Source organism: Roseovarius carneus (assembly GCF_020141465.1).
Taxonomy (GTDB): Bacteria; Pseudomonadota; Alphaproteobacteria; order Rhodobacterales; family Rhodobacteraceae; genus Roseovarius; species Roseovarius carneus.
In genome coordinates, this window is sequence record NZ_JAHSPD010000001.1 from 1,361,383 (window position 1) to 1,384,714 (window position 23,332).

General features: G+C 60.8%; 27 protein-coding genes. 8 read left to right on the forward strand and 19 right to left on the reverse strand.

Annotation, left to right across the window (positions count from 1 at the left end; genetic code table 11):
• Positions 1–40: 40 nt before the first annotated feature.
• Positions 41–934, forward strand: coding sequence for a DMT family transporter (locus tag KUD11_RS06770; RefSeq protein WP_109385456.1), 894 nt, complete (start codon positions 41–43; stop codon positions 932–934).
• Here the strand turns inward: KUD11_RS06770 and KUD11_RS06775 are convergent.
• The 5 genes from KUD11_RS06775 to mscL all read right to left on the reverse strand — a co-directional run bounded on the left by KUD11_RS06775 (position 894) and on the right by mscL (position 6,810).
• Complete coding sequence (locus tag KUD11_RS06775) at positions 894–1,703, reverse strand: division plane positioning ATPase MipZ (protein ID WP_109385454.1); 810 nt, start codon at positions 1,701–1,703, stop codon at positions 894–896. The two genes, KUD11_RS06770 and KUD11_RS06775, sit on opposite strands and share 41 nt — an antisense overlap.
• A 130-nt stretch (positions 1,704–1,833) precedes the next feature.
• Entirely contained in the window at positions 1,834–2,433 is a 600-nt protein-coding gene (locus KUD11_RS06780) for a Fic family protein (RefSeq protein WP_109385452.1), read from the reverse strand.
• Between the two features lie 338 nt (positions 2,434–2,771).
• Positions 2,772–3,914: a molecular chaperone DnaJ gene (gene dnaJ, locus KUD11_RS06785; RefSeq protein ID WP_109385450.1), complete on the reverse strand. Its 1,143-nt coding sequence runs from the start codon at positions 3,912–3,914 to the stop codon at positions 2,772–2,774.
• Between the two features lie 75 nt (positions 3,915–3,989).
• Entirely contained in the window at positions 3,990–5,903 is a 1,914-nt protein-coding gene (dnaK, locus tag KUD11_RS06790; RefSeq protein WP_109385448.1) for a molecular chaperone DnaK, read from the reverse strand.
• A gap of 496 nt (positions 5,904–6,399) precedes the next feature.
• Positions 6,400–6,810 carry a large conductance mechanosensitive channel protein MscL gene (gene mscL / locus KUD11_RS06795; protein WP_109385446.1) on the reverse strand — a complete coding sequence of 137 codons (411 nt, stop codon included), beginning with the start codon at positions 6,808–6,810 and terminating at the stop codon, positions 6,400–6,402.
• A gap of 145 nt (positions 6,811–6,955) precedes the next feature.
• Between mscL and KUD11_RS06800 the strand changes: the two genes are divergently transcribed.
• Both KUD11_RS06800 and KUD11_RS06805 read left to right on the forward strand, forming a co-directional pair.
• Complete coding sequence (locus KUD11_RS06800; protein ID WP_109385444.1) at positions 6,956–7,654, forward strand: glutathione S-transferase family protein; 699 nt, start codon at positions 6,956–6,958, stop codon at positions 7,652–7,654.
• 75 nt (positions 7,655–7,729) lie between these two features.
• Positions 7,730–7,894 (forward strand): hypothetical protein, encoded by a 165-nt coding sequence (locus KUD11_RS06805; protein WP_224380162.1) that lies wholly within the window; start codon positions 7,730–7,732, stop codon positions 7,892–7,894.
• Here the strand turns inward: KUD11_RS06805 and KUD11_RS06810 are convergent.
• The 4 genes from KUD11_RS06810 to pheS all read right to left on the reverse strand — a co-directional run bounded on the left by KUD11_RS06810 (position 7,864) and on the right by pheS (position 12,424).
• A complete protein-coding gene (locus KUD11_RS06810) occupies positions 7,864–8,310 on the reverse strand; it encodes a YtoQ family protein (protein WP_109385442.1) in 447 nt (148 codons plus the stop codon). The two genes, KUD11_RS06805 and KUD11_RS06810, sit on opposite strands and share 31 nt — an antisense overlap.
• A gap of 17 nt (positions 8,311–8,327) precedes the next feature.
• The gene (gene pheT, locus KUD11_RS06815; protein WP_109385440.1) at positions 8,328–10,727 is read right to left on the reverse strand and encodes a phenylalanine--tRNA ligase subunit beta; all 2,400 of its coding nucleotides are present in this window, start codon (positions 10,725–10,727) and stop codon (positions 8,328–8,330) included.
• Positions 10,728–10,834: 107 nt separating this feature from the next.
• A complete protein-coding gene (locus tag KUD11_RS06820; protein ID WP_109385438.1) occupies positions 10,835–11,245 on the reverse strand; it encodes a BLUF domain-containing protein in 411 nt (136 codons plus the stop codon).
• A 105-nt stretch (positions 11,246–11,350) separates the two neighbouring features.
• Positions 11,351–12,424, reverse strand: a complete 1,074-nt coding sequence (pheS, locus tag KUD11_RS06825; protein WP_109385436.1) for a phenylalanine--tRNA ligase subunit alpha — start codon at positions 12,422–12,424, stop codon at positions 11,351–11,353.
• A 198-nt stretch (positions 12,425–12,622) separates the two neighbouring features.
• Here pheS and KUD11_RS06830 point away from each other — a divergent pair, with 198 nt between their 5' ends.
• Positions 12,623–12,895 carry a hypothetical protein gene (locus KUD11_RS06830; protein WP_109385434.1) on the forward strand — a complete coding sequence of 91 codons (273 nt, stop codon included), beginning with the start codon at positions 12,623–12,625 and terminating at the stop codon, positions 12,893–12,895.
• Here the strand turns inward: KUD11_RS06830 and KUD11_RS06835 are convergent.
• The 7 genes from KUD11_RS06835 to KUD11_RS06865 all read right to left on the reverse strand — a co-directional run bounded on the left by KUD11_RS06835 (position 12,862) and on the right by KUD11_RS06865 (position 18,179).
• Positions 12,862–13,785 (reverse strand): fatty acid desaturase, encoded by a 924-nt coding sequence (locus KUD11_RS06835; protein ID WP_109385432.1) that lies wholly within the window; start codon positions 13,783–13,785, stop codon positions 12,862–12,864. The genes KUD11_RS06830 and KUD11_RS06835 overlap by 34 nt on opposite strands.
• A gap of 60 nt (positions 13,786–13,845) precedes the next feature.
• Positions 13,846–14,352 (reverse strand): hypothetical protein, encoded by a 507-nt coding sequence (locus tag KUD11_RS06840; protein WP_146190847.1) that lies wholly within the window; start codon positions 14,350–14,352, stop codon positions 13,846–13,848.
• Between the two features lie 183 nt (positions 14,353–14,535).
• A complete protein-coding gene (locus tag KUD11_RS06845; RefSeq protein ID WP_224380163.1) occupies positions 14,536–15,393 on the reverse strand; it encodes a glycosyltransferase family 2 protein in 858 nt (285 codons plus the stop codon).
• Positions 15,380–16,117, reverse strand: a complete 738-nt coding sequence (locus tag KUD11_RS06850) for a glycosyltransferase family 25 protein (RefSeq protein ID WP_181375289.1) — start codon at positions 16,115–16,117, stop codon at positions 15,380–15,382. The genes KUD11_RS06845 and KUD11_RS06850 overlap by 14 nt, the downstream gene beginning before the upstream one ends.
• A 296-nt stretch (positions 16,118–16,413) precedes the next feature.
• Positions 16,414–16,779: a 50S ribosomal protein L20 gene (gene rplT / locus KUD11_RS06855; RefSeq protein WP_109385426.1), complete on the reverse strand. Its 366-nt coding sequence runs from the start codon at positions 16,777–16,779 to the stop codon at positions 16,414–16,416.
• 14 nt (positions 16,780–16,793) lie between these two features.
• Positions 16,794–16,994 (reverse strand): 50S ribosomal protein L35, encoded by a 201-nt coding sequence (gene rpmI, locus KUD11_RS06860; RefSeq protein ID WP_109385424.1) that lies wholly within the window; start codon positions 16,992–16,994, stop codon positions 16,794–16,796.
• A 132-nt stretch (positions 16,995–17,126) separates the two neighbouring features.
• Positions 17,127–18,179, reverse strand: a complete 1,053-nt coding sequence (locus tag KUD11_RS06865; RefSeq protein WP_109385422.1) for a sodium-dependent bicarbonate transport family permease — start codon at positions 18,177–18,179, stop codon at positions 17,127–17,129.
• A 128-nt stretch (positions 18,180–18,307) separates the two neighbouring features.
• Between KUD11_RS06865 and KUD11_RS06870 the strand changes: the two genes are divergently transcribed.
• Positions 18,308–19,171, forward strand: a complete 864-nt coding sequence (locus tag KUD11_RS06870) for a LysR family transcriptional regulator (RefSeq protein ID WP_109385420.1) — start codon at positions 18,308–18,310, stop codon at positions 19,169–19,171.
• A gap of 8 nt (positions 19,172–19,179) precedes the next feature.
• On the opposite strand, the gene KUD11_RS06875 is transcribed toward KUD11_RS06870, so the two are convergent.
• Positions 19,180–19,401, reverse strand: a complete 222-nt coding sequence (locus tag KUD11_RS06875) for a hypothetical protein (protein ID WP_109385418.1) — start codon at positions 19,399–19,401, stop codon at positions 19,180–19,182.
• A gap of 31 nt (positions 19,402–19,432) precedes the next feature.
• Complete coding sequence (pyk, locus tag KUD11_RS06880; RefSeq protein ID WP_109385416.1) at positions 19,433–20,878, reverse strand: pyruvate kinase; 1,446 nt, start codon at positions 20,876–20,878, stop codon at positions 19,433–19,435.
• A 140-nt stretch (positions 20,879–21,018) separates the two neighbouring features.
• Here pyk and KUD11_RS06885 point away from each other — a divergent pair, with 140 nt between their 5' ends.
• From KUD11_RS06885 to KUD11_RS06895, 3 genes are read left to right on the forward strand one after another with little or no spacing between them, the layout of a single operon-like run.
• Positions 21,019–21,753 carry an N-formylglutamate amidohydrolase gene (locus KUD11_RS06885; protein ID WP_109388119.1) on the forward strand — a complete coding sequence of 245 codons (735 nt, stop codon included), beginning with the start codon at positions 21,019–21,021 and terminating at the stop codon, positions 21,751–21,753.
• 13 nt (positions 21,754–21,766) lie between these two features.
• Positions 21,767–22,105 carry a 5-carboxymethyl-2-hydroxymuconate Delta-isomerase gene (locus KUD11_RS06890; protein ID WP_109385414.1) on the forward strand — a complete coding sequence of 113 codons (339 nt, stop codon included), beginning with the start codon at positions 21,767–21,769 and terminating at the stop codon, positions 22,103–22,105.
• Positions 22,106–22,136: 31 nt separating this feature from the next.
• Positions 22,137–22,448 carry a DUF1244 domain-containing protein gene (locus KUD11_RS06895; RefSeq protein ID WP_109388117.1) on the forward strand — a complete coding sequence of 104 codons (312 nt, stop codon included), beginning with the start codon at positions 22,137–22,139 and terminating at the stop codon, positions 22,446–22,448.
• Positions 22,449–22,460: 12 nt separating this feature from the next.
• On the opposite strand, the gene KUD11_RS06900 is transcribed toward KUD11_RS06895, so the two are convergent.
• On the reverse strand, positions 22,461–23,321 hold the full coding sequence (locus KUD11_RS06900; RefSeq protein ID WP_109388115.1) for a D-amino-acid transaminase: 861 nt from the start codon (positions 23,319–23,321) through the stop codon (positions 22,461–22,463).
• Positions 23,322–23,332: the final 11 nt, after the last annotated feature.

Below are 23,332 nucleotides of genomic sequence, written 5' to 3' on the forward strand. Positions count from 1 at the left end.
GCACTTTACAAACGCTGCCCCGCGCGCCAGAGATTGGGGCATGAGCGAGCATATGAAGGGCATATTGATCACGGCGCTGGGCGTTATGCTCATCGTGCCGGATTCGCTTTTCGTGCGGGTGATCGACGCAGGGCCGGCGACGATCACCTTCTGGCGCAGCTTCATGGCGGGGGGGCTGATCCTCCTCGGCTTGCTGATTTTTCAGGGTGTCTCGGGGTTTCGCGCGGTGTTGCGCACGGGGCGACCGGGGCTGATCTATACGTTGTTGATCGGCTTGACCGCGCCGGGCTTTGTGATGGCGATCACGCTGACCTCGGTGGCGAATGTCGTGTTTATCTTCGCCTCAATCCCGATTTTCGCCAGCATTTTCAGCCGGATATTTCTGGGCGAGCCAATAAGCCGGCGGCTGGTCGTGACCATGGCCGCTGTGATGGTGGGCCTTGCCATCATCGCCTATGGCAGTCACGCATCGGCCATTTCATCCTGGCAGGGTGATCTCATCGCCCTCATCGTGTCGATCAATTTCGCAGGCGCGCTGACGGCGGTGCGCATGGTCAAGGCGACCTCAATGATTCCGGCCATTCCGGTGGCGTATCTGGGCGCGGCTTTCGTGATGTTCTTCTTCGCAGAACCGCTCAGCGTGATGCCCGGCCAATGGCACCTCGTGATCCCGCATGGCACGCTCATTGCCGTCTCCACATGCCTTCTGACACTGGGCCCGCGCTATATCAGCTCGGCGGAAGTGTCGCTTTTGATCTTGCTGGAATCGGTGCTGGCACCGCTTCTGGTCTGGGCCGTGATCGGCGAGAATCCGGGCGCATGGGCTTTTGTCGGCGGAGCCGTGGTGATCACGGCGCTCTTTGCATCGAACCTCATGGCGCTCCGGGCAGGCGCTAGAAGTCGATCTCGACCCCCGGCAGGCGCAGCGCCTTGATCAGGTCGCGCAATTCCTGACGCGCGGCAACGTTCGAGATGTTGAGCTGTTTCACACCCACATCCTTGAGGTCCAGCAATGTCAGCCCGCGCGGGAACAGCTCGCGGAAGATCACCCGCTCGTTAAAGCCCGGCCCGGTGCGAAACCCAATCCGCTTGGCGAGGTTATCCAGCGCCTCTCCCATCTTCTTCTTGTTCACCATGTTCTGCGCGCCAAGACGGTTGCGCAAAACGATCCAGTCGATGGGTTTGAGACCGGCCTGCGCACGCAGCTGCCGTGCGTTCCAGACCATTTCGGAATAGACGGACGGCTTGAGGATCTTCTGCCCATCCGCGTCGATATGGGCCAGAAGGTCAAAATCAATGAAGCTGTCATTGAGGGGCGTCACCAACGTGTCGGCAAGGCTATGGGCCACTTGACTGAGCCGCGTATGGGAGCCGGGGCAATCAATCACGATGAAATCGCTATCGGGTTCCAGCGCCGCAACAGCCTCGCTCAGGCGGCGGTCATAGACGTTTTCGCCGGGGCTGAGGCTGGCGTGATCCACCTCGGGGAGGTCATGATAATGCGGGCTGGGCAGGGTGAGACCGGACTTCGCCACGAAGGATTTACGGTTCTCGGCGTAGCGCCCGAAGGTTTTCTGGCGCAGATCCAGATCCAGCGCGCTGACCGTGTGACCCATGCGCGCAAGCGCCGTGGCCACATGCATCGACACGGTCGATTTGCCCGCACCGCCTTTTTCGTTCCCCACGACAATAATATGCGCCATGCGCCGTTCCCTTGCCTTTGCGCTACGTGCCGAGCGCTGCGCGGGTAGACTATACTGCACTGCGGCAAGAGGAAAGACGCGTGATTTGAGTGGGGGAGGAGCGCGGCAGTATGCACAAGGGGTTAATCCGTCAGGTGTTCGAAATTTGAGCCTTCACCAAGCCTGCAATATAGTTGCTCATTTCGGAAAGATCTAAATCTCCGCCCGCCCAAGCGTCGTCAGCCGCGCGTAACGCATGGTAATATGGTTCGCGGTTTGCCCGTATTCTGTCGGGTACAATGTTATCCCCAGGCAGCAGTCGACCAAGTTTGGTGCACAAAACATAATAGCAAATTGCTCGTGAAGTTCGACCATTGCCTTCAATGAACGGATGTATCCAGTTCAGTCGCCACAAGCTGTAGGCGGCAAGAGTGTAGGCATCAGCGTAATCCCAGTTTTCGTAAAGAAATGAGAAGAACCTATCTACCAGTTCTGGGACCTCCACGCAGGTTGGCGGGCGATGGCCTGAATTGCCGATGTATATAGGCTCTTGTCGATAGCGGCCTGCCAACTGCGAAATTCCAGAGACCGCCGAGTGATTAAGTGCATATAAAGTGTACTTATCTGCCGCGTGTGGACCGAGGCGGAGGCCTAGTTGGATGAGATTCACCAGTAAATCATACTGTCGTGAGAGGTTTCTCTCCTGAAGGGAGTTATATAAGTCCGGATCTTGACTTTCGATTATAAGCATAAAAAAACGCTCGCCTTACAGCGAGCGCTCCAAGTTATATAAGAATTTGTGTGGCAGCGCGTTGAGCGCTTTGCCTTGTAACCGTTGAGTTCTCAGACGAATTCCCGAAAATGAAACTTGCCCTTTGCTTGGCCAGCTGATCTTCCGAAAGTTCCACATCTGGAAGACTATCAAGAAGGCTTTGCAATTCGGGATCGTTCACTGGTTCGCCCAACAAGGATTTCCTTGGGATGGACATGATTTCAATCCTCTCTCATGTGAGGCTCAGAGATAGACTTCTAACACTTGCAACTCAACAGTATTCAGTCAACTGAAAGAAATCGTGAATCTGATTTGCGTCACCCCTTCATCGAATCCCAGAAGGTCTTCACCGACGAAAAGAAGCTTTTGCTTTCTGGGTTGTTATCCTCGGAGAGCGCTTCAAACTCGCGCAGAAGCTCCTTTTGCTTCGATGTCAGGTTCACTGGGGTTTCCACCGCCAATTCGATGAACATATCGCCCGCGCCGCCGCCGCGCAGGGCTGGCATGCCCTTGCTGCGCAGACGCATCTGGCGGCCTGATTGGCTGCCTGCGGGAATTTTCACCCGGCTGCGGCCCCCGTCGATCGTGGGCACTTCGATGTCACCGCCCAATGCTGCCGCCGTCACCGAGACCGGGACGGTGCAGAAAAGATTGATCTCCTCACGCTCAAAGAGGGCGTGTTTGCTCACCTCAATGAAGATGTAGAGATCACCGGGAGGCCCGCCGCGCATGCCCGCCTCGCCCTCGCCCGAGAGGCGGATACGGGTGCCCGTCTCCACGCCTGCGGGGATGTTGACGCTCAGCGCGCGGTCCTTTTGGACGCGGCCTTGGCCACCGCAGGATTTACACGGGTTCTGAATGATCTGGCCAAGGCCACCGCATGTGGGGCAGGTCCGCTCGACCGTGAAGAACCCTTGCTGCGCGCGCACCTTGCCCATGCCCGAACAGGTGGGGCAGGTCGACGGCTCCGCACCGCCCTCGGCGCCTGAGCCCTCGCAAGAGGTGCAGACCACGGATGTCGGCACGTTGATCGTCTTTTGCAGGCCGGTGAAGGCTTCTTCCAGCGTGACGCGCATGTTGTAGCGCAGGTCCGATCCGCGCGCCGCGCGTCCGCGTCCGCCGCCACCGCGCGCGCCCATGAAATCGCCAAAAAGGTCATCGAACACATCCGAGAACGCGCTTGCAAAGTCGCCTTGGCCTTGGCCGCCCCCTTGGCGCGGTCCGCCCATACCGCCTTCAAAAGCGGCGTGGCCAAAGCGGTCATAGGCCGCCTTTTTATCGGCGTCCTTCAGGACCTCATACGCTTCGCCGGCTTCCTTGAACTGGGTCTCGGCGTTGGGATTGTCTTTGTTGCTGTCGGGGTGCAGCGCCTTTGCCTTCTGGCGATAGGCTTTCTTTATCTCGTCAGCCGAGGCGCCACGGGCAATGCCCAGCACCTCGTAATAATCACGTTTGGCCATGCGAGAGCTCCTTTGATTGAACCGGAAGGGGCCGAGCGCTGGGCCCGGCCCCCCCCTCAGGGTTCGTTGAGGCGCTTAGCCGCGCTTGCTGTCGTCGAGGTCTTCGAAGTCGGCATCGACGATATCATCGTCGCCCGGCCCTCCGGCCTCATCGGCGGCTTTCGGTGCGTCATCGGCTTCTTCTGCGCTGGCCTTATAGATCGCCTCGCCCAGCTTCATCGCGGCCTCGGTGACGTTCTGGATGCCGGATTTGATCTTGGACGTATTGTCCGTCTCCAGCTCATCCTTCAGCGCGACAATCGCCAGCTCAATCGCCTCAATGGTGGTCGGGTCCACCTTGTCGGCGTGCTCTTCCATCGACTTCTCGGTCGAGTTGATCAGGCTTTCGGCCTGGTTTTTAGCCTCGACCAGCTCGCGGCGTTCCTTATCGGCCTCCGCATTCTCTTCGGCGTCGCGCACCATCTTCTCGATATCTTCGTCCGACAGACCGCCCGAGGCTTGGATGGTGATCTTTTGCTCTTTGTTCGTGCCCTTGTCCTTGGCCTGAACCGAGACGATGCCGTTGGCGTCGATGTCGAATGTCACTTCGATCTGCGGCATGCCGCGTGGCGCGGGCGGGATGCTTTCAAGATTGAACTGACCCAGCATCTTGTTATCTGCCGCCATTTCCCGCTCGCCCTGGAAGACGCGGATCGTGACCGCGTTCTGATTGTCCTCGGCGGTCGAGAAGACCTGAGATTTGTTCGTCGGGATGGTCGTGTTGCGATCGATCAGACGGGTGAAGACCCCGCCCAGCGTCTCAATCCCGAGCGACAGGGGGGTGACGTCCAGAAGGACCACATCCTTGACGTCACCTTGCAGGACGCCCGCCTGAATGGCGGCCCCCATGGCGACGACTTCGTCGGGGTTCACGCCCTTATGAGGCTCCTTGCCGAAGAACTTCGTCACTTCCTCGATCACGCGGGGCATACGGGTCATACCGCCGACCAGAACAACCTCGTCAATCTCATTGGCCGACATGCCAGCATCTTTGAGCGCGGCCTGACAGGGCTTGATCGACGCTTTGATCAGGTCCGACACGAGGCTTTCCAGCTTCGCACGGGTCAGTTTCATGACCATGTGCAGAGGCGATCCGTCCGACCCCATCGAGATGAAGGGCTGGTTGATCTCGGTCTGGCTGGACGAGCTGAGCTCGATCTTGGCCTTTTCCGCCGCTTCTTTCAGGCGTTGCAGCGCCATCTTGTCCTTGGTCAGGTCAACGCCATGCTCTTTCTTGAACTCATCCGCGAGGTAGGTGACGATCCGCATGTCGAAGTCTTCACCGCCAAGGAACGTGTCGCCATTGGTGGATTTCACCTCAAAGAGGCCATCGTCAATCTCAAGGATGGTCACGTCGAACGTGCCGCCGCCAAGGTCATAGACCGCAATCGTGTGCGTCTCTTGCTTGTCGAGACCGTAGGCCAGTGCGGCCGCTGTCGGCTCGTTGATGATGCGCAGAACCTCAAGGCCCGCGATCTTGCCTGCGTCCTTGGTCGCCTGACGCTGGGCATCGTTGAAATAGGCGGGGACGGTGATGACGGCTTGCGTCACCTCTTCGCCGAGATAGCTCTCGGCGGTTTCTTTCATCTTACCCAAGATAAACGCGGAAATCTGGCTGGGCGAATATTTCTCGCCGCGCGCCTCTACCCATGCGTCGCCATTGCCGCCGTCGATGACGTTGAACGGCATGTTTTTCTTGTCTTTGGCCAGATCCGCATCATCCGCGCGGCGACCGATCAGGCGCTTGACGCCGAAGACGGTGTTTTCGGGGTTGGTCACGGCCTGCCGCTTGGCGGGCTGACCGACGAGGCGCTCATTCTCGGTGAAGGCCACGATGGAGGGCGTTGTGCGCGCGCCTTCCGAATTCTCAATCACGCGGGCAGCACCACCATCCATGATGGCGATGCAGCTGTTGGTGGTTCCGAGGTCGATACCAATGACTTTGGACATGTGTTTATCCCTTTCTCTTCAGGCGATGGTGCGAAGCCCTGACCCGTTACGGCATCAGGGCGCCGATGAATTTAACGCGTCGCGTCATCGATGCGCCGCGCGTCGAGGCGTATATAGGCAGGGCAGCGGAGCGCTGCAAGCGCTGTGCCCACGGGGGCGCGGGAGTTTTTTGCGTTGGACGTTAGACCGGGCGCCGCTCGGGCGGCTCAATGCCGCAGCTTGGCAGGCTACGGATTGTGGCACGTGTTGATCCGTGCGCGGGATGCGCTTTGCTGCGACACGGGGGATATGCGCGATGCAGATCAGGCATTTATGCGAAACCCTTGCCAGCGATATGCCCCGGTGTGGCGTGGGCGAGGTGATTACGCTTTAGGGCCAGCGCCTGTGTCAGGGCGTGGATTTGGATATTTTTGCCAAGAAAAAGACTGGAAGCCCGTGCCACGTAAAAGGCCCGCCGGATCAGGGCGGGCCTTGGGTCGAGCTTTGCGATCAGCGTTTACTTTTTAAGGCTGTCGCGGATTTCCATCAAGATATCCAGCTCAGACGGGCCGGGATCGGCGGCGGGGGCCTCTTCCTCTTTCTTCTTGGTCTTGTTGACGGCCTTGACCAGGATGAAGACAACCCATGCGATAATTAGGAAATTGATGATCGCCATGATGAAGCGACCATAGGCGAAGACGGCGGCGCCGGCTTCTTCTGCGGCGGCCATGGAGGGGTAGTCGGTGCCGCCCAGAACCACATGCAGGCCCGCGAAATCAATACCGCCCATGAAGAGGCTGATGAATGGGTTTATGAGGTCGGCCACAAGCGAACCGACGATCGCGGTAAATGCCGCGCCGATGATGATACCAACCGCCATGTCCATGACATTGCCCTTGGCGATAAAATCTTTGAACTCTTTGATCATTACTATCCCTTTTCGCGGTTTCATGGCTCCTAAAAGAGCCGCGCAGATGCGTTAGCACATTTTTGCACATGCAGAAGGGTGAAAACCGGGGAAAGGGAGGGTAGGGTTCCCCTGAGCCCTGATTTCATCACAAGGATACGCCTCTATGAGTCTCGTTGATTTTCCAATCGCCTCCCGCTGGCCCGCATCTGATCCGTCAAAGCTTCAGCTTTATTCGTTTCCCACGCCTAACGGGGTGAAGGTGTCGATCATGTTAGAGGAGATTGGCCTGCCTTATGAGGCGCATACGGTCACGTTGTCGGATGCGGATGTGAAAAGTGCGGAGTTTCTGTCGCTCAACCCCAACAACAAGATTCCTGGGATCATTGATCCTGATGGGCCGGGGGGCAAGCCTCTGGGCCTGTGGGAGAGCGGTGCAATCCTGATTTATCTGGCCGAGAAATCCGGCAAGCTGCTGCCAAGCGATCCTGCCAGGCGGGCCGAGGTCCTGCAATGGGTGATGTTCCAGATGGGTGGCCTTGGGCCCATGCTTGGCCAAATGGGGTTTTTCGTGAAATTCGCAGGCAGCGAGATCGAGGACCCGCGCCCGCGCGCGCGGTATGTGACCGAGGCCAAGCGGCTTTTGGGCGTGATTGAGGGGCAGCTTGAGGGGCGCGACTGGATTACGGGTGACTATTCCATCGCCGATATCGCGATTGCCCCATGGCTCAGGGCGATTGATTTCTACGGCGCGCGGGATCTGGTGGATTGGCAGGCGCACCCCAATTGCGTGGCCTATCTGGAGCTGTTTCTGGCGCGCCCGGCGGTGCAGGTCGGTCTGGTGACGCCGCCGCGTGAGGGGTAGGGCGCTTACGTCTGAGCGGCGTCCAGTGCGTGGCGCAGCGCGGCACCAGCCGCGCAGCACGGTCAGGTGAGCCTCTTGAGCACGGCAGAGACGCCCTTTGCGATCCTCTTGGCGTGGATGCTGCTGGCAGAATGGCCCGGCGTGGTCACATGGGCTGGGGGCGCGCTTGTGATGGGCGGCGTGATCCTCGGTGGGTTTGGCCGCGAGGCTCAGCCGGGCAGCGTGCCGTCCAAAACGTAGCGCAGCATCTGCACGACCTCTTCGGGCGTGCGCGCCACGGCGAGGGCGGCGGCATTCACTTCCTTGAGGGCGTGATCATGTTCGGGCGGTTGCAGGATAATCAGAGATTTGCCCATCGCCGACGCATAGCCCGCGTCAAACGCCGCGTTCCACTGTTTATACTTATCGCCAAAACGCACGACGACAACATCCGCCTCCTCGATCCCCTTGCGGGTGCGGATGGCGTTGAGCATGGCGCCTTTGCGGTCATGCCAGAACTTGTTCTCCTCGGGCCCGAGGATGGCGACACCGCAATCATCCGAGGCCGCGTGATCGGTCACAGGGGCAGAAAACGCGATGGCCAGATCTTCGGCCCCGCGCGCAATTTCGTCGCGCCAGTCGGTGTGGATCTCACCGGATAAATAGACGTTCAGCATGGGATTTCTCCTTTAGCTCAGCCGCGCAACGCGCCGCCGGTGGCTTTGGTGACTTTTTCAACGATTCGCGCGGAAACGGCCTCGATATCGGCCTCTTTCAACGTGGCATTGGTGGGTTGCAGGCGCACGGTCACGGCAATGGATTTCTTGCCCTCGCCAAGGCTGCCGCCGATGAATTCGTCAAAGACGCGCACATCCTCGATGAGGGTTTTATCCGCGCCCGTGGCGGCATTGACCAGCGTCAGCGCCTCGACATCCGCATCCACCACGAAGGCAAAGTCACGCTCGACCGCTTGCAGATCGCGCAAGGTCAGCGCGCCGCGATTGGGGTTTGCGTTGCGCGGCAGGGGGATTTCCTCGGGCCAGAGGGTGAAGGCGACGGCGGGGCCTTTGACATCCATCGCGGCGAGGATTTTCGGGTGCACCTCGCCGAAGATGCCAAGCACCTTCTTGGGGCCAAGGCAGATCATGCCATGGCGACCGGGGTGCCACCATGTGGGCCCATCGCGCAGGATTTGCACTTTAGCAGGCGCGCCAATGGCCGCGAGGATCGCCTCGGCATCGGCCTTGGCATCGAACACATCGACCGCGCGGGCGGCGCTATGCACATCCTTTGGCCCCGTGCGGCCAATCAACAGGCCCGCGACCTGCATATGCTGCTCGCCCGGCTCACCGCCATGAAAGGCGTGGCCGACCTCGAAAAGCGCCAGATCCATCTGCCCGCGCGCCTGATTGCGGGCGGCGGCCTGCAAAAGACCGGGCAGAAGGGCGGGGCGCATATGGCTCATCTCGGAGCTGATCGGGTTGGCCAGCATCGTGGCGTCATCGCCGCCCCCAAAGAGCGTGGCAGAGGCCCGGTCAATGAAGCTGTAAGTGACACATTCGTTATAGCCCAAAGCGGCCCCGGTGCGGCGGGCAATCTGCTCGCGCTTTTGCAAGGGCGACAGGATCGGGCGGGGCACGCCGGCTTGGGTGCGCGGCAGGGGGCGTCCCTTGAGCTTGGTCAGCGAGGCGATGCGCGCGACCTCCTCGACCAGATCGGCCTCGCCCAGCACGTCTGGCCGCCAGCTTGGCACATGGGCCATGTTGCCCTCGATGCGGAAACCCAGCGCGGTGAGCGTCTGGCGCTGTTCGGCCTCGGGGATGTCCATACCAACGAGCGATTGCACCCGCGCAGGCACGAGGCGGTAAGCGCGGGAGACGTCCGGCACCTCGCCTGCCACCACCGCTTTGGAGGGGGTGCCGCCGCAGAGATCCATGATCATCTGCGTGGCGAGATCCAAGGCGTCCATGTTGAAGGCCGGATCAATCCCGCGCTCATTGCGGTAGCGCGCATCGGAGTTGATCTTGAGCGCGCGGCCCGTCGTGGCGATCTGCACAGTGTCCCAGACGGCGGCTTCGAGAAACACATCCAAGGTGCCCTCGGTGCAGCCTGTGGCGAGGCCGCCCATGATGCCGCCGACACTTTGCACGCCTGCATTATCGGAGATGACGACCATGCCCGGCGCGAAAGTGTAGTCCTTGTCATCAAGCCCCGTCATAACCTCCCCACCGTCCGCGCGGTGCACGCGCAGATCGCCGGTGACTTTGCCTGCATCAAAGACATGCAGGGGGCGGTTGCGGTCATAGGTGAAGAAATTGGTGATATCCACGAGGGCCGAGATCGGACGCAGCCCAATGGCGCGCAAACGCTCTTGCAGCCATTTGGGGCTAGGTCCGTTCGTGACGCCCGTGATGAGGCGGCCTGCGAAGACGTGACAGCCGTCCGTGCGCGTGTCGTCGTCGATCGTGATGTTGATGGGGCTTGCCGCGTCCGCGTCGATATGCGCCTCGGGTGCGGGGCGCAGTGTGCCCAAGCCGCGCGCGGCCAGATCACGGGCAATGCCGCGCACGCCCAAAGCATCGGGGCGATTGGGAGTGATCGCGATCTCGATCACCGGATCGACCTTGGCGGGATCGTTGGCCGCCAACCAATCTGTATAGGTCTGGCCCACCTCGCCAGAGGGCAGCTCAATGATGCCGTCATGCTCGTCCGACAGCTCCATCTCGCGCTCGGAGCACATCATTCCATAGCTCTCAACGCCGCGGATTTTGCCGACGCCGATGGTGGTGTCGATACCGGGCACATAAACGCCGGGCTTGGCCACGACCACGGTGATGCCTGCGCGCGCATTTGGCGCGCCGCAGATAATCTGGAGCGGGCCTTCATCGGTCTGCACTTGGCACACGCGCAGGCGGTCGGCGTCCGGGTGCTGCTCGGCGGAGGTGACCTTGCCGATGGTGAACGCGCCAAGCCGGGCTGCGGGGTCCGAGATATCTTCGACCTCCAGCCCCAGATCGGTCAGCGTCTCGGCGATCTCGGCCACGCTTGCCGTGGTGTCCAGATGCTCCTTGAGCCAGGAAATCGTGAATTTCATCTCGTGTCATCCGCAAGTGATAAGGGGTTGGCCTTGCGTCTAGCGGATATGGCGCGCAGGGGGAAGGGTAGAGCGTCTTTGGACGGAGCCTTCGCGCTTGGCCCGGATCAGGCCTCAGGCGCGATCTCGGTGCTGGCGAGGCGCTCGAAAATGCGCAGCACCTCGTCCTCGGTTGCGCATGCGACGGCGCCGGACTTCACCTCGTCCATGGACCAGATCCAGCTTTCCGCTGGATCGTCGCGCATGGCCCAGCCGGGGAAGAGGCGCGTGTCAACGCCCCGTCGCAAGAGTGTTGTAATCTCCAGATGGCGGTCATCGCGGCAGATACGCTGGTAACAAGCATCTACCATGGCCTCGGGGCCTTCGAGCATCTGAAGGAAAAGATCATGGCGCGCGATAAGCGCACCTGTGATGTTATCGCGTGCGTTCAGGCGGCGGGCATCGAGGAGGATGTTGGACAAGATGGCGGCGTCAAAACCAAAGGGGCGCGAGGCATAGGCGATCTGAATAAGGGCCATGGGGGTGCTCCTGTTCCACGCTGAATGCTATCGTGGATAGGCGCGCGAGTCGATGGGTCTGGGCGGCCAATGTGAGGTAAGCGTCCGGACGTTGACCCTTGGTCGCTAGCGGCTGAGCCCACCCCTGAGCGTCGGCACGTCCAGCGCGGAAAACCCGTAATGGCGCAGCCAGCGCAGGTCGGAATCGAAGAACGCCCGCAGGTCGGGGATGCCGTATTTAAGCATCGCGATCCGGTCGATTCCGAGGCCAAAGGCGAAGCCTTGCCACTCATTTGGGTCAATGTTCCCAGCCTGCAAAACCTTGGGATGGACCATGCCGGAGCCGAGCACTTCGAGCCAGTCATCGCCTTGGCCAACCTTGAGCGTACCGCCCTCCCATGAGCAGCGGATATCGACCTCGGCCGACGGCTCGGTGAACGGGAAATGCGAGGCGCGGAAGCGCAGCTCCACATCATCCACTTCGAAGAAGGCCTTCACAAACTCCTCCAGCACCCATTTGAGGTTAGCCATGGAGATATCCTTGTCGATGGCGAGCCCCTCAATCTGGTGGAACATGGGCGTGTGGGTCATGTCATAATCGGCGCGGTAGACACGGCCCGGCGCGATCACCCGTATGGGCGCGCCTTGGTCTTGCATCGCGCGGATTTGCACCGGCGAGGTGTGGGTGCGCAGCACATGCGGCGGGCGGTCGTCACCTTCGCTGCGGTGTGTGTAGAACGTGTCCATCTCGGCGCGCGCAGGGTGGTGGCCGGGGATGTTGAGTGCGTCGAAATTATACCAATCGGATTCGATCTGCGGCCCTTCGGCGACCTTGAAACCCATATCGGCGAAGATCGCTGTGACTTCCTCAGTCACTTGGGAAATCGGGTGGATCGTCCCTTGCCGCCGGGGGCGCGTGGGCAGCGTCACGTCAAGCCATTCGCGGCGGAGCCGTTCGTCCAGTGCCGCATCGCCAAGTGCTTCTTTCTTGGCCGCCAGCGCGCTCGCGATCTCGTCTTTCAGCGCGTTGAGCTTGGGTCCTGCGACTTGCCGTTCCTCAGGCGTCATCCGGCCAAGCTCGCGCATTTGCAGGCTGATCTCGCCCTTCTTGCCGATGGCCTGTACGCGCAAATCCTCCAGCGCGGCCTCGCCGCCCGCATTGGCAATCAGGTCAATATACTTGTCGCGCAGATCGTCCATGGCGTCAGCTCCCTTAGGCGGCTCGGCAGTGCCGATCTGCTAGCGGTCTGCCGGGATGATTGCAAGCGGCTTGGGATGCGAAAACCTTGCTTCAAATCTGCAGCAATATCCAGATTTTCGCCAGAATTCCGCCGCCTATGCGCCTCGCATGGTGCTGAAATTGTGGCCAGAGACGTATCGTCCAACAGGAGTTTTGCCATGAAATTGACTGCCACCATCGCCGCTTGTGCCCTCGCGCTGGCGCTGACGTCCACATCCGCGCAGGCCCTTGTCAACGCGGTGCGCAGCGCGCCCACGCCGCCGCCCGCCACTGATCAGAGCCAATGGTTCACCACGCCCGATGGGTGTGCCTATTCACGCGCCAAGGCGCCGGGATATGCGCCACAATGGATATTGATCCTGAACCCGCATCACCTTGGCATGTGCCCTGCGCCACGTCACTGCGCGCCGTCATTGCGCGCGGGCAACTGACCGGTCCCGAGGCCGCGCAGAAACTCCGCGTTGAAGGCTGTGTATCCCGGCGCTGTCACCTTGTGATGGCCCCGCATTGCCGCGTTCAGCGCGGGAAGCTTGTGAAAGGGCACCATCGGCAGGGCGTGATGCTCGGTGTGATAGGGCATGTTCCATGCGAGAAACTGCACGATGCGGTTGGTATAGGTCGTGCGGGTGTTGCGAAACATATCGGCCACGAAGGCGCAGCGCCCATGCTCGGCCAGAAGATAGAGCCTGAGGAATGGCTGCCCCAGAAGCACTGGCAGAAGCCATATCCAAAACAGCAGCGGCGAGGCGAGAAGGCTGAGCGCCACGAGCGCGTAAATGGCCAGCATCGTCTGCGCCTCGCGCTGAAGGCGCGGCTTGGCCCGCTGTGGCGTGAAATCATCCTCTATCCGTCCGCGCGCAGTGCCCCATGTGATCCGCGCCATGGCGGCCCAAAGGGGCAGGCCCGAGACATGGCGAATATACTGCCAAGCCGTCTCCGGCTTGCCCCCTGCCGTCAATTCCGGGTCCTTGCCGGGAATGTTCGTGTGGCGGTGATGGGCCAGATGAAGATAGCGGAACCATTCAAACGGTTGCAGGATCAAAACCCCGATGATGCGGCCCGCCCATTCGTTCAGCGCGCGCGAGGCAAAGGGCGTCTTGTGGGTGCATTCATGCTGTAGCGTGAAGAGAAAACAGATCACGATGCCTTGCGCCACGAGGGCCAACTGCCAAAGCGGCCAGCCTTGCGCGATCCAAACGGCAAACCCGGCGATTAGCGCCACATGCCCCGCCAGATGCCACAGCCCGGCCGCGTTCTCGGTCCGGCTTAGCTCTGCCAAGGCATCTTTGGGTAAGGCTGCGATGAAATCCTTATGGGTCATGATCTGATTGCTCTGCGGGGCGCTGTGTCGGGGCAAGGCAGCCCCTCTTCAAGGTCCATCCTACTCAAGCGTCATGGTCTGAGCCATCAAACGTGTGATCAGCCTGTCGGCTAAAATTCTCATCAAACGGCTTTCGGCGTCTCTTCTTTCTGTCTCGGGAAAACTGCCGCCGCTTGTGTAGCTTGCGAACGCATCCACAGCGCTCACGAACGCGACGGTATCTGTCTCCAGATTGACGAAATCAGCGACGACCCGGCCCACGACCTGAACCCGCGAGGCGTCGATCACGTCCAATCCCTGATAGCTGACGCTGAGCTGGTAATCGACCCTGTATTGTGGGTTTTGCGGCGGTGGAAGTCTCTCTTCAAAGGCTTTTAGGAAAAGAAACTCCGGCTGCGTGGTGGGATCCCTCAAGCTTGCTTGGCTCAGCGCCCCCGGCGTTGCCGAATTCTCGCCGTAGACCGGCTCAAACCCGCAGGACGCGAGGCCCATGGCCACGACCGTCATCAGCGCCAGCAAAGGTGATTTGCGCGATGCTGCTTGCGTTGCTTTTGACAAGAATCCCATTGAGGCGGCTCTTTCAGTCAGGTTTTTGTTTCTACACGGACGAGCGGGGCGTCACTCGAATCTCCGAATTGATGCCACCGGCACGCGGCGGACCGATAATCTTGGCGGCTCCATAGCGCCCTGAACTTGGCGTTTTCTGACGTCGAGGGGAAGGGAAATCTCGGCCACCGCCATGCCCTTGCGCTATCCGCGCCGGAGTGCGGCGAATATCCCTGCCATCCGTGCTGCATATTTATGCCTGCGCCGTGCGGACAAAAGCGTCAGTGGCGACAGCGCCCGCAACCCCGTGCGGAGAACGGCCACGGCCGCCGCGCGCCTGCGGCCATGTTTGCGCGTCGCATAGATCTGCGAGAAGCCCCAATTCCAGTTCTTGATCCGCTCGCTCTTGGGTGACCAAGCAGAAGAAGCGCCGCCCACATGGCGCAATTCAGCCCCGTGGATATACATCAATGGGCCTTGCGAGGCGGCCAGACGCACGCTGAGGTCATCATCCTCGAAGAAAAGAAAAATCTCGCTGTCGAACCCGCCCACCGCCTCGAAGGCCGCGCGCCGCACGAAAAACGCAGCCCCCGACAGAACCGGCAGAACGGTGTCTTGGCTCAATGCGCCCCTAGCCAACCACGCTGCGCGCGGCACAAGATCGCTGCGCCGCTTGAGGACGGTCGTGCCATCATCATTGAGGATGCGCGGATTGAACGCCGACGCCTCCGGGTACTGATCTGCGGCCTGCACAAGCTTTTGCAAACTGTCGGGAAAGAGGATCGTATCGGGGTTGAGAAAAAGCAAAAATTCGGTCTCGGCCTGCGCGGCCCCCGTGTTGCACCCGACACCAAAGCCAAGGTTTTCGGCGCTCTCTAGCAGGCGCACAGTGCCCAAATCTGCCACCACATTGCGCAGCAACGCTTGGTCCCCAGAGGCATTGTCGAAGATCACAACAGGAGTTTGCGCCGGGATAGAGGCCAGCATATCTGCCACCACGCCCGCGCTGTTATAGGCCACTGTCACGATCGTGACGCGCGTGTTGGGATCACTCGGCATCATGGAGATATGCCTTGGAGAGCGCCTTGATCTTGCGGCGATAAAGCGGGCGCAGCACCTCGCGCCGCAGCCGCTCAACGGGGCCGCTTTTGCGGGTGATGAGGCTGCCGCCAAGCTCGTTTGAGATTTCGCGCACGCCGCAGGGCCAAATGGTCCGCACCGGCACTTGGTGGACCCATTGCATCTGCAAAAAACTGTCCACTGGCCGGTCAAATGTCTCGGTCGCCGCCAGAAGCGCTTGGGCCGCGTTGCGGGTCACCAATTGCGCCACCATCCCGAGGGCCACACTGTCATATGATTTCAGATGGACCTCTCCGTTGGAGGCGATGTCGCGCAGAGCTGTCTCGCGCATCTTGATCGGAAAGCGGACAAGCTCGCCCTGCTGTGCGTGGGACAATGCGAGGTCCAAGGCCTTCGGAAAAATCTCCGGGTCGAGATGTAGATCGTCCTCAAGGATAAGTGCGGCCTCAAGCCCATCGTCGATGATTTTGCGCCAGCAGGCGCGGTGGCTGTGAAACGTGGCCACCTCGGAGGGCCTGAGATGAAACGGATAGCGTGGGCGCAGGCGGCGGGGCCTGTAGGCTTGGCTCTGCGCGCGGCTCATGTTTTGGCCGTCCACCGCTGCCACGATATGCGCTGGCAAAGGCACCATATCCATCATCTCACGCACCTGTGGCAGGCGCGCATGGGCGCGTTCAAGATGAATGATCAGGCAGTCTGTCTGCACGGCGTGATGCCTTCCCGGGATCGTGTATCTTGAGCGTCTGATGTGTTGCCACGCGAATTTATGGCAAGCGGGTCACATGAGCAACTGTGGCGCCAGAGTTTTTTGGAGCGCGCAAATGGGGTGTCTTGAGTTTGGCTGAGTGAGTTCACCCCACCCCAGGGGACTTGATTGCCCAAAAGTCTCCGGCGCGGGCTGCGTAACTAAAAGCAGTTTTTGCGTGCCCTCTGCCCCACACGCAAAAACGCCGCCGGGGCAGAAGCACGGCGGCGTCTTGATGTCTGACAGCACGGAAGCGGTTAAGCTGCCAGCGCGCCTTTGGCTTGGTCCACGATCGCGGCAAATGCTGCGGGCTCGTGCACGGCCAGATCGGCCAGAACCTTGCGGTCCACTTCGACCCCGGCCAGTGTCAGGCCATTGATGAAGCGGCTGTATGTCAGCGCCTCGTCATGGCTGCGCACGGCGGCATTGATCCGTTGAATCCACAGGGCGCGGAAGTTGCGCTTGCGATTCTTGCGGTCGCGGGTCGCGTATTGGTTGGCCTTGTCGACGGCCTGAGCGGCCACCTTGAAGGTGTTCTTGCGGCGGCCATAATAGCCTTTGGCGGCCTTGATGACTTTCTTGTGACGGGCGTGGGTAACAACCCCACCTTTGACGCGTGCCATATCTCAGATCCCCCTTATCGTGCGTAAGGCATCATCGGTTTGATGATACCTTCGTCTGCTTTGCTCAGCGTGGTAGTGCCGCGCGCGTTACGGAGAAATTTGTTGCTGCGTTTGATCATTCCGTGTTGCTTGCCGGCTTGCGCCGCCACGACACGGCCTGACGCCGTCACTTTGAATCGCTTTTTACAGCTTGATTTGGTCTTCATCTTGGGCATTTCCGGCTCCTATTCTGAGTTCGGTCGTATGCGCGCGACTCGGCATGCCACATTGGCCGGACGCGCGGGTGAAGCCGCCTTTTAGGCATCAATGCCGGGCCACGCAAGGGCAAAACCAGGCCCCTATGCGCCTCAAAACCCGATCATCGCGTCCGCCAGCGCCATGAAGAGAGGGATCGACAGGATCGCCACCGGCGTGCCCAACCCCGTGGAGGTGCCCACATAGGTCGAAGGGTTCGCCTCGGGCAGCGCGCCGCGCATGGTGGGTGGGCCAGAGATGTCCGAGCTGGACGCGGCCATCGTTGCCATCAAAACCACGCCACCTGCGGAAAATCCGGTGATGTGATGCGCGGCGAGGCCGAAGCCGAAGCCGATCATCCCGTGCACCAAAGGCCCCGCCAAGCCGTAGAGAATGTAGGCGCCCGCCACTTTGCGCATCTCCGCAAGGCGCGACCAGGCTTCCATCCCCATGACCAGCATCAGGATCGACAACAGACCGCGGAAAAGCGGCTCATAGAAGCTGGCATAGACGCTTTCGGGGCGCGCGAAGATGCCGAGGGCAAGACCCAGCACAAGCGCTGATATCGCAGGGCTGCGGAACGTATCGACAAAGATGCCGCGTACTTCTGCGCCGCTCATACCGCCTTTAGGCGCTTCGCTTATGGCGGCTGCACCGCCAGTTGTGACCTCTGCCCCTGCGCGCCGGGCTTTGGCCATCCGTGCCAGTACAATGGCCGTGACAAGGGCTGCGATATCCATGAACGGGTAGAGCGCGCCGATGAAGCCCTCATACGCGATGCCTTCGGAATCCAGAACCGCCATGCTGGCCGCCAACGTGGAGGCCGAGACCGCGCCAAAAAGCCCCGCTGTGGCCATCGCGTCCATATGCGAGACGCCGCGCAACCTTGCGATGGTCTGCGTGCCTAAAAGCACGATTGCGATCCCCGCCAACGCAGCAAAGAGCGCCGGCACCGCGAGCGAGATCAGATCCGCCTCACGCACCGAGATGCCCGCGCTCATCCCCACTTTCAGCAGCAATAGCATCACTACGAATTTGTAGACCGGGTCCGGCACTTCCAGCTTGCTGCCCATCGCGGCGATCAGCATCCCACCCAGCAAAAACGCCAATGTAGGTTTTTGAAACTGCGATATGATGGTGGAAAAGATGTCGGCCAGAATATCCATGTGACTCTCCTTGGGCGAAAGGCTTCGGAGGGATATGGCGGAGGGGGACGTGGATAATAAATATAACTTTTCGCACAAAACGTTCTATAAAAAAGATACCAAGCGCGCTAACATCCGGAGGGCCCTAGATGCAGCAGTTGAACTATCACCACCTGCGCTATTTTCGCGAGGTCGCGCATGAGGGCAATCTCACCCGCGTGGCTGAGCGGCTGAACCTGTCGCAATCGGCCCTCTCGACACAGATCCGGGCGCTGGAGGCGCGGCTGGGACAGCCTCTGTTTGACCGGGTCGGGCGACAGCTGGTGCTGACGGAGGTGGGGCAGATCGCGCTGGATTATGCAGACCGGATTTTCACGGCGGGCGATGAGATGCTGGTGACTCTGCAAGGTGCGGGCAGCGAGGTGCCACCCCTCAAGGTGGGCGCGCTCTCCACCCTGTCGCGCAACTTTCAGCTGCGCTTTCTGGAGCCCTTGATGGCCCAACCCGAGGCAAGCTTCATCCTGCGCTCGGGCAATGCCGAGCCGCTTCTGGAGGCGCTGCGCTCGCTCACCCTCGATGTGGTGCTGACCACCGAGCCGCCAAGCAGTGCCGCACGCGGGGCCTTCACCGCGCATCTCATTGCCGAGCAGACCGTGGGGCTGCACGGACCGCCCGCGCGGCTGGGATATGACAACCTGCGCGATCTTTTGGCCAATGAGCCGCTGATCGTGCCGACAGAAAGCCCCATCCGCACAGGGTTTGACAGCCTTGTGGCACGGCTCAAGGTCAGCCCCCGGATCGTGGCGGATGTGGATGATATGGCGATGGTGCGTCTTCTGGCGCGGGCGCAGGTGGGGGTTGCCGTGGCGCCGTCGGTTGTTCTGGCCGATGAGATCGCGGCGGGCACGGTGCAGACCGCGCCCTTTGATTTGGCGATCAAGGAGAGTTTTTACGCAGTCACTGTGCGGCGCAGCTTTCAGCATCCGGCGCTTGAGGGGCTTTTGCACCCCTGAGGCCCGTCTCAGATAATCATTGCCAAGACCCGCGCGAAGGCTGCGGGAATGTCCTGCAATTCATACCCGCCGGGTTTGGTTTGTATGGCGTAGACAATCAAAGCCCCGGAGGCGATCAGAGTGAAGGCGGCCACGCGCGGCGGGCGCTTATCGGACAGCGACGAAACGATGGACGGAACAGAGAATACGCCAATAACAAGGCCAGTCACGAGAAACAGGTCGGAGTTCATGCAGCGCCCTCTCAACTTATGTGAGGCGAGCTTAGCCCGGATCGGTGGCGTATATCAAACTTTCCTGACAGGGGGCCACGCGCAGGATGTTGGTCGTGCCCGGCACGTTGAAGGGCACACCGGCGGTCACCACAATCTGATCGAGGGTGGTCGCGTAACCTTGGGCGCGGGCGGCGCGGGCGGCATTGATCACCGCCTCCTTGAACCGGTCAAGCTCGGACGTCATGACACAATTGATCCCCCAGCTGAGCGCGAGGCGGCGTGCGGTGCCACGCTCAGACGTCATCGCGATGATCGGCACACGCGGACGCTCGCGCGATGTGAGAAGGGCTGTTGTCCCGCTTTGGGTGAAGCAACAGATCGCCTTGATATCCGTGGTCTCCGCAATCTCGCGCGCGGCGGCGACGATACCATCGGCCACGGTGGTGCGGCTTGCGGTGCGCGAGGCCTCGATGATCTGGGTATAGGTCGGGTCGCCCTCGACCTCACGGGCGACATTGTCCATCGTGGTCACGGCCTCGACAGGATAGCTTCCTGCGGCACTTTCCGCCGAGAGCATGATGGCGTCCGCCCCTTCATAGATGGCCGTGGCCACGTCCGAGACCTCGGCGCGGGTGGGCACGGGGCTTTCGATCATCGACTCGAGCATTTGGGTCGCCACGATCACAGGCTTTGCCGCCGCGCGGCAGGCCCGCACAAGACGTTTTTGGATGGGCGGCACGTTCTGCACAGGAAGCTCCACGCCCAGATCGCCCCGTGCGACCATAATCCCGTCCGAGGCCGCCAAAATCCCATTAAAACGGGTGACGGCGGAAGGTTTCTCGATCTTGCTGAGAATTGCGGCCCGCCCTGCGGCAAGCGCGCGCGCCTCGGTCACATCCTCGGGGCGCTGTACAAAGCTGAGCGCGAGCCAGTCGACGCCAAGCCCGCAGACAAATTCCAGATCGCGCCGGTCTTTCTCCGAAAGCGCTGCCACAGGCAGTTCCACATCCGGTACATTCACACCCTTGCGGTTGGAAATCACGCCGCCCACAACCACTTCGCAATTGGCATGGGTCTTGCTGCAATCGAGCACGCGAAGGCGAATTTTCCCGTCATTCACGAGAAGCGTGGCCCCCTCCCGCAGCGCCTTGAAAATCTCGGGATGGGGCAGATTCACACGGGTGCTGTCGCCCTCAGCCTCGTCCAGATCGAGACGGAATTGCGCGCCGGGCGCCAGATCCTCTTCGCCATTGGCAAAGACACCAACGCGCAGCTTGGGTCCCTGGAGGTCCGCAAGGATGGCGATGGGGCTATCAAGATCGGTCTCGACCTGACGGATGATGCGGTGTTGTTCGGCAATCGCGCCATGCTCGCCATGGCTCATGTTGAGGCGAAAGACATCCGCACCGGCCTCGTGCAGCGCGCGGATCATGTCATAGGTGTTGGAGGCAGGGCCCAGTGTGGCCACGATTTTCACGTTGCGATGGCGTCTCATGTGTCGTCCTGTTCTATGCGGCTTGTCTTATCGGTCGGTCTGGGGCCCACTGCTACAGTTATCGCTAACAGCGCGCCAGTGCTTTGTTGCACAGCACCACGATGCGACTTAGACCTTGGCCCGTGAAAGATGACGCCGCAATGACATATGAGCCTTTTTTTCTCGAGGGGCAGAGCCGTGCCTCGCGGTGGTTGATCACCTGCGATCATGCCAGCAATCTTGTGCCGCCTTTCGTGAATGGCGGCTCAGTTGGCGTGGCCCCCGCCGATATGGAGCGTCACATCGCCTATGATATTGGGGCCGCAGGCGTGGCGCGGGCGCTGGGCGCGGCGCTTGATGCGCCAGTGATCGGCACGAATTTCAGCCGCCTCGTGATTGATCCCAACCGGGGCGAGGATGATCCCACGCTGGTGATGAAGCTCTATGACGGCACCATCATTCCGGGCAACCGCCACGTGGACGCGGCTGAGGTGGAGGCGCGGCTCAACCGGATGCACCGACCCTATCACACGGCCCTGTCGCAAATCGCCGCGCGGCGGGACGATACGGTGATCGTGTCGATCCACAGCTTCACACGGCAATTGCGCGCGCGCCCGGCGCGGCCATGGCATCTGGCGCTTTTGTCGGCGGCGGACCGGCGGCTGGCCGAGCCCTTGCTGCGCAGCCTGCGCGCGGAGGCGGACCTTTGTGTGGGCGATAATGAGCCCTATACAGGCCACCTGCCCGGCGATGCGATTGCGCGTCACGCCATCGCTCATGAGCGGCCCAATATTCTGATCGAGCTGCGCAATGATCTGATCGCGGACGCAGACGCACAAGCCGCATGGGCCGCACGGCTCGCGCCCCATCTCACCGCCGCTTTGGACCATATCTGAGGAAATCCCGCCCATGCCGCATGTCATCATTGAGCATTCTGCCGATTTGAGGCCCGATGCGGCCTTTCTGGACGGGCTTTTCCGCGCGCTGGCCGCACATCCCGCAATCACGAAACCCGAGACGCTTAAGCTGCGCTGCACCGCATGTGATCTTCATATGTTGGGCACCAAGGGCCAGAGTTTTGCCCATGCCACGCTTTTGCTCTTGCCGGGGCGGGACGCCGCCACCAAATCAGACCTGTGCCGGGTAATCCTCGACCAGATGCAGATCGCCCTGCCCGAAGAGGCCAGCCTGTCGGTGAACCTCGCCGATCTGGACCCGGCTTACGTAAAACGCGTGCCGCCCCAATAATGCCAAAGGAGACTGCGATATGACCGACAAGATCGACGCCCAGACGCAACTTGAGCTTGAGGCCGCCGCCTTCCGCACCTTGCGCGAGCACCTGATGGAAAAGCGCACCGATGTGCAGAATATCGACATGATGAACCTCACCGGGTTCTGCCGCAATTGTCTGAGCCGCTGGTATCAGGAAGCCGCAAATGCGCGCGGCATCGAGATGGACAAGATGGAAGCGCGCGAGATTTTCTACGGCATGACGATGAATGAGTGGAAGGCCAACTATCAGACCGAGGCGGGCGCGGACAAGCAGGCGGCCTTCACCAAAGCCTTCGACGAGAACGTGACCAAAGGCTAGGGTTTGGCGGGGTCAGACCGCTGCCTTCCGACTCTCATCAATGTAGATTTCGCGCAAACGGCTGGCCACGGGGCCAGGCGCACCAGATCCTACGGCCACGCCGTCAATCTCCACCACGGGCATCACAAAGGCGGAAGCAGAGGTGATGAACGCCTCATCGGCGGCCAAGGCCTCCGCAAGGGTAAACGCCCGTTCCTCCACCTCCATTTGCGCCTCGCGGGCAAAGCGCAGAACGGCAGCGCGGGTGATGCCATGCAGGATTTCATTGCCCAGATGGCGGGTGATGATCCGGCCGTTCTTGATGATATAGGCGTTGTTGGACGTGCCCTCGGTCACATGCCCGTCCTCGATCATCCATGCATCGTCGCAGCCCGCCGTCTTGGCCATCATCTTGCCCATCGACGGATAAAGCAGCTGCACCGTCTTGATATCGCGCCGCCCCCAACGCTGATCAGGGATGGAGATGACCTTGATCCCCTTTTGCGCGGCTGGGCTGGTCGCGAGACCGGGCTTGGATTGTGTAAACAGCATCAATGTGGCTGGTGTGCCCGCCGCCGGATAGGCGAAATCACGATCTCCATCGCTGCCACGCGTGATCTGAAGATAGATCAGACCGTCCTCGATGTCGTTTGCCCGCACCAGCTCGCGGTGGATCTCCAGCAGATCGTCAAACCCGGCGGGCTTGTCCATCTCAAGCTCGCTCAGCGACCGTTCCAATCGTTTTGCGTGGCCTGCGAAATCAAGCAGCTTGCCGCCCAGAACCGTGGTCACCTCATAGACCCCGTCAGCCATGAGAAAGCCGCGGTCAAAGATCGAAATCTTCGCCTCATTCTCGGGCAGGTAATCGCCGTTCAAATAAACAATACGCGTCATCATAGGTTTCC